Raw genomic sequence first — 4,520 nt, forward strand, 5'->3', positions numbered from 1 at the left:
CCACAGCGATGGGCTCGGGCGGCGCGACTGCCGCCGCGATGGTCGGGGCGCGGTGGCGCCCGGCGACGGACACGGGCACCGGTGACGGCAAGTCAGCAACAGGTTGCGGGGCGCGACGGCGGCCGGTCGGGGCCGGGCAGTCCTGCGCCGGGGAGTTGCGGAGCGCGAGTTCCGGCACAGACTCCACGACAGCGTCGGGGAAGCTGCCGCCGAGGGGGCGGGCGTGACGGCCCATGCTTGTTTGTACGGGCGGACCCAATCCTGCCCTCCCATCCCCAGGGCCGGGTTGGGAGAAGGATTGTTCAAGGCGCCCCGACACGTCCAGACATGTCACCGCCGACAGGCCGACGGCATAGTTGACGTCAACCCGACCTGGCGTCCCCACCTCCGCCGAACTCAGGAGTTGTACGCGTTCTGCGTTCGCTCCAGGCCTTCGCGCACGAGCATCTCGGTCGCGTCGGCGCAGCGGTCGATCTCGAGGTCGAGGTCCTTACGCTCCGCAGCGGAGAAATCACGCAGCACGAACGCGGCGGGGTCCATCCGGCCGGGCGGGCGGCCCACGCCGAATCGGACGCGGTAATAGTCGCCGGTGCCGATCGAGCGGCGCACCGACTTCAGGCCGTTGTGCCCGTTGTCCCCGCCGCCGAACTTGGCCCGCAGCGCCGCGAACGGCAGGTCCAGCTCGTCGTGGATCACGGCCAGCCGCTCCGGCGGCACGTCGTAGTACTTGAGCAGGCCGGAGACCGGCCCACCCGACTCGTTCATGTACGAGCGCGGCCGGGCCAGGACGACCGGCGGGCCACCCGGCCCGCCGAGACGGATCTCGGCGACCTCGGCCCGCGCCTTGTGGCCCTTGAACGACGCACCCGCGCGGGACGCGAGCACGTCGAGCACCAGGAACCCGATGTTGTGCCGGTTCGCCAGGTACTCCGGCCCGGGATTGCCCAGGCCGACGACGAGCCAGCGGTCGTCGGACATCGCGAGGACGTGCTCGGGCTGCTCGGGCTACTCGGCGCCCGGAAGAGCCTCGGCGGGAGCGGCGGCGTCGGGGGCCTCGTGCACGATGCCGGCCTCGGCCTCGGCCTCGGCCATCTCCGCCTCGGCCTCCGCCTCGGTCTGCGCACCCGTGATGTTGACGACCAGCGCCTCGGGGTCGGTGACCAGCTCCGTGCCGGCCGGCAGCGCGATGTCCTTGGCCAGGATCTGGGTGCCGATTGCACGTCCGGTGATGTCGACCTCGAACCCGGTCGGGATGTGGGTGGCCTCGCACTCGACCTCGACCGCGTTGAGCTCGCTCACCACGAGCGAGTCCGGAACCGCCTGGCCGATCACGTGCAGGGCGACGTTGACCTTGACCTTCTCGCCGCGGCGCACGACCAGCAGGTCGACGTGCTCGATGGTGCCGCGGATCGGGTCGCGCTGGATGTCCTTCGGAATCGCCAGCTCGTCCGCGCCGGCGATCTCGAGCGTCAGCAGGGCGTTCTTCACCTTGAGCGCCAGCATCAGGTCGTGGCCGGGCAAGGTGATGTGCCGGGGGTCGTTGCCGTGCCCGTAGAGCACCGCGGGGACCTTGTGGTCACGGCGGACCCGACGGGCGGCACCCTTGCCGAACTCGGTGCGGGACTCGGCGACGATGCGGACCTCGGCCACGGTGGAACTCCTCAACTCAGGCGCTGTTGCAAGCTGTGTGCAATTCGATACTGCTCGACGCGGGGCGGCAAGTACGCGCCCGCGGAGGGACCGAACTCGCCGTCGATCACGGACGCATGATCACGTCCCTCGCCGGACAACCCCGGAAGACTACCCGAGGTTCATCAGCGCCTACACCTCGCGGTCGGCTCAGCCGTGGCCGTCGAAGAGGCTGGCATCGAACACAGTCATCGTCGAAGACCGGTTTGAACCTCAGCCGTGGCCGTCGAAGAGGCTGGCATCGAACACAGTCATCGTCGAAGACCGGTTTGAACCTCAGCCGTGGCCGTCGAAGAGGCTGGTCACCGACCCATCGTCGAAGACCTCACGGATGGCCCGCGCGATCAGGGGCGCGATCGAGAGCACCGTCAGCTTGTCGAAGCGACGTTCGTCCTCGATCGGCAGCGTGTTGGTGACGACGACCTCGGAGATCCGCGAGTTCTTCAGCCGGTCGATCGCGGGGCCGGACAGGATCGGGTGGGTCGCGGCGACGATGACGTCGGCGGCGCCGTTGTCGAAGAGCGCGTCGGCGGCCTGGGTGATGGTGCCCGCGGTGTCGATCATGTCGTCGACCAGGACGCAGGTACGCCCGACCACGTCACCGACGACCTCGTGGACCTTGACCTGGTTGGGCACGCTCGGGTCGCGACGCTTGTGCACGATCGCGAGCGGACACCCCAGGCGGTCGGTCCACATGTCGGCGACGCGCACGCGCCCGGCGTCCGGGGAGACCACCGTGAGACGCGCCCGGTCGACGCGGTTGCCGACGTAGCGGGTGAGCAGCGGCAGCGCGAAGAGGTGGTCGACCGGGCCGGAGAAGAAGCCCTGGATCTGCGCGGTGTGCAGGTCGACGGAGATGAGGCGGTCCGCGCCGGCGGTGGCGAACAGGTCGGCGATCAGGCGGGCGGAGATCGGCTCGCGGCCCTGGTGCTTCTTGTCCTGACGCGAGTAGCCGTAGAACGGCACCACGACGGTGATCCGTTTGGCCGAGGCGCGCTTGAGCGCGTCGACCATGAGTAGCTGCTCCATGATCCACTGGTTGATCGGCGCCGCGTGGCTCTGGATCACGAAGGTGTCCGCGCCGCGCACCGACTCCTGGAAGCGCACGTAGATCTCGCCGTTGGCGAAGTCCAGCGCGGTGGTCGGGGTGAGCTCGATGCCCAGTTCGGAGGCAATTTCCTCAGTGAGCTCGGGGTAGGCGCGGCCGCCCATGACGAGCAACTTACGCTCGCCGGTGGTCGTGATACCCGTCATGGGACTGTCCTCCGGGGCCGGGAGTTCTCAGACGCACAGGGCGCTAGGGAGCAGTGTTGTCCATGCCCTCTTCATCAAGCTAATCGGGCTCTTTTCCCGATTCGGCCGCCGATTGCGCGGCAGCGGCCGCCTTGGCCGATTTCGAGTCCGGGCGCTTGCGGGCCACCCAGCCCTCGATGTTGCGCTGGGTGCCGCGCGCGACCGCGATGGCGCCGGGCGGGACGTCGGAGGTGATCACCGAGCCGGCCGCCACGTAGGCCCCGTCGTGCACCGTCACCGGCGCGACCAGCATGGTGTCGCAGCCCACGAAGACGTGGTCCCCGACGGTGGTCCGGCTCTTGGTCTGCCCGTCGTAGTTGACGAAGATCGTCGCCGCGCCGATGTTCGTGCCGTCCCCGATGTCGCCGTCGCCGACGTAGGACAGGTGCGGGATCTTCGAGCCCAGGCCGAGGTTGGAGTTCTTCACCTCGCAGAACGCGCCGACCTTGGACTTGGCGGCCAGCTTGGTCCCCGGGCGCAGGAACGTGAACGGGCCGACCGAGACCCCGGTGCCGATCTCGACGCCGGTCGCGTGGGTGGCCAGCACCGTGGCGTTCTCCCCGACCTCGGTGTCTCTCAGGGTGGTGTTCGGGCCGATCACGGCGCCGGCGGCGATCCTGGTCCGGCCGTGCAGCTGGGTGTTGGGCGCGATCGTGACGTCGGCCTCCAGCGTCACGCCGACGTCGATCCAGGTGCTGGCCGGGTCGATCACGGTGACCCCGGCCCGCATCCAGTGCGCGCAGATCCGCTCGTTGAGGAGCCGGCGCAGGTTCGCGAGCTGGACCCGGTCGTTGATGCCGTGGATCTCGTTGTGGTCCTCGGCCGGCATCGCGCCGACCCGGTGCCCGTCCCCGCGCAGGATCTCCAGGGTGTCGGTGAGGTACTCCTCGCCCTGGCTGTTGTCGGTCTTGAGGCGCCCGAGCGCCGAGCGCAGCAGCGCCCCGTCGAAGGCGTAGATGCCGGAGTTGATCTCGGCGATCGCGCGCTGGTCGTCGGTGGCGTCGCGATGCTCGACGATCGCGGTGACCGCCCCGGAGGCGTCGCGGACCATCCGGCCGTAGCCGGTAGGGTCGGGCAGGATCGCGGTCAGCACGGTGGCGGCGTTGCCCTCGCCGTGATGCATCGCCAGCAGCGCCTGCAGGGTCTCGGCGCGCAGCAGGGGGACGTCGCCGCAGACCACGAGCACGGTGCCGGTGACGTCGGGGGCGGCTTCGGTCAGCGCGATCCGGACCGCGTGCCCCGTGCCGTTGCGCGGTTCCTGCACCACCGGCACGGCGTCGGGGTCGATCTCTCCCAGGTGCGCGGTGACCAGTTCGCGGCCGGATCCGACCACAACCACGACCCGCTCCGGGTCGGTGCCGCGGGACGCCGCGAGGGCGTGCCCGACCAGCGAGCGGCCGCCGAGGGTGTGCATCACCTTCGGCGTCGACGACTTCATCCGGGTGCCTTCGCCGGCGGCGAGCACGATGACAGCGGCGGGCTTCACACGTCCTCCAGCAGCAAACGGAGCGCTTCTCCGGGGGTCGTGGGGGGGGGGG

Annotated in this window: 4 protein-coding genes and 1 pseudogene; all 5 read right to left on the reverse strand. The window is 70.0% G+C overall.

Annotation, left to right across the window (positions count from 1 at the left end; genetic code table 11):
* Positions 1-235, reverse strand: a pseudogene (locus H0X00_RS21820) (hypothetical protein); the annotation flags it as partial.
* Between the two features lie 161 nt (positions 236-396).
* A complete protein-coding gene (gene pth, locus H0X00_RS21825; protein ID WP_293774805.1) occupies positions 397-978 on the reverse strand; it encodes an aminoacyl-tRNA hydrolase in 582 nt (193 codons plus the stop codon).
* A gap of 27 nt (positions 979-1,005) precedes the next feature.
* Positions 1,006-1,650 carry a 50S ribosomal protein L25/general stress protein Ctc gene (locus tag H0X00_RS21830; protein ID WP_293774806.1) on the reverse strand — a complete coding sequence of 215 codons (645 nt, stop codon included), beginning with the start codon at positions 1,648-1,650 and terminating at the stop codon, positions 1,006-1,008.
* Positions 1,651-1,965: 315 nt separating this feature from the next.
* Positions 1,966-2,943: a ribose-phosphate diphosphokinase gene (locus H0X00_RS21835; RefSeq protein WP_293774807.1), complete on the reverse strand. Its 978-nt coding sequence runs from the start codon at positions 2,941-2,943 to the stop codon at positions 1,966-1,968.
* Positions 2,944-3,022: 79 nt separating this feature from the next.
* Entirely contained in the window at positions 3,023-4,468 is a 1,446-nt protein-coding gene (gene glmU, locus H0X00_RS21840) for a bifunctional UDP-N-acetylglucosamine diphosphorylase/glucosamine-1-phosphate N-acetyltransferase GlmU (RefSeq protein ID WP_293774808.1), read from the reverse strand.
* Positions 4,469-4,520 lie beyond the last annotated feature (52 nt).

The sequence above is a fragment of the Sporichthya sp. genome, assembly GCF_013815995.1.
Classification (GTDB): domain Bacteria; phylum Actinomycetota; class Actinomycetes; order Sporichthyales; family Sporichthyaceae; genus Sporichthya.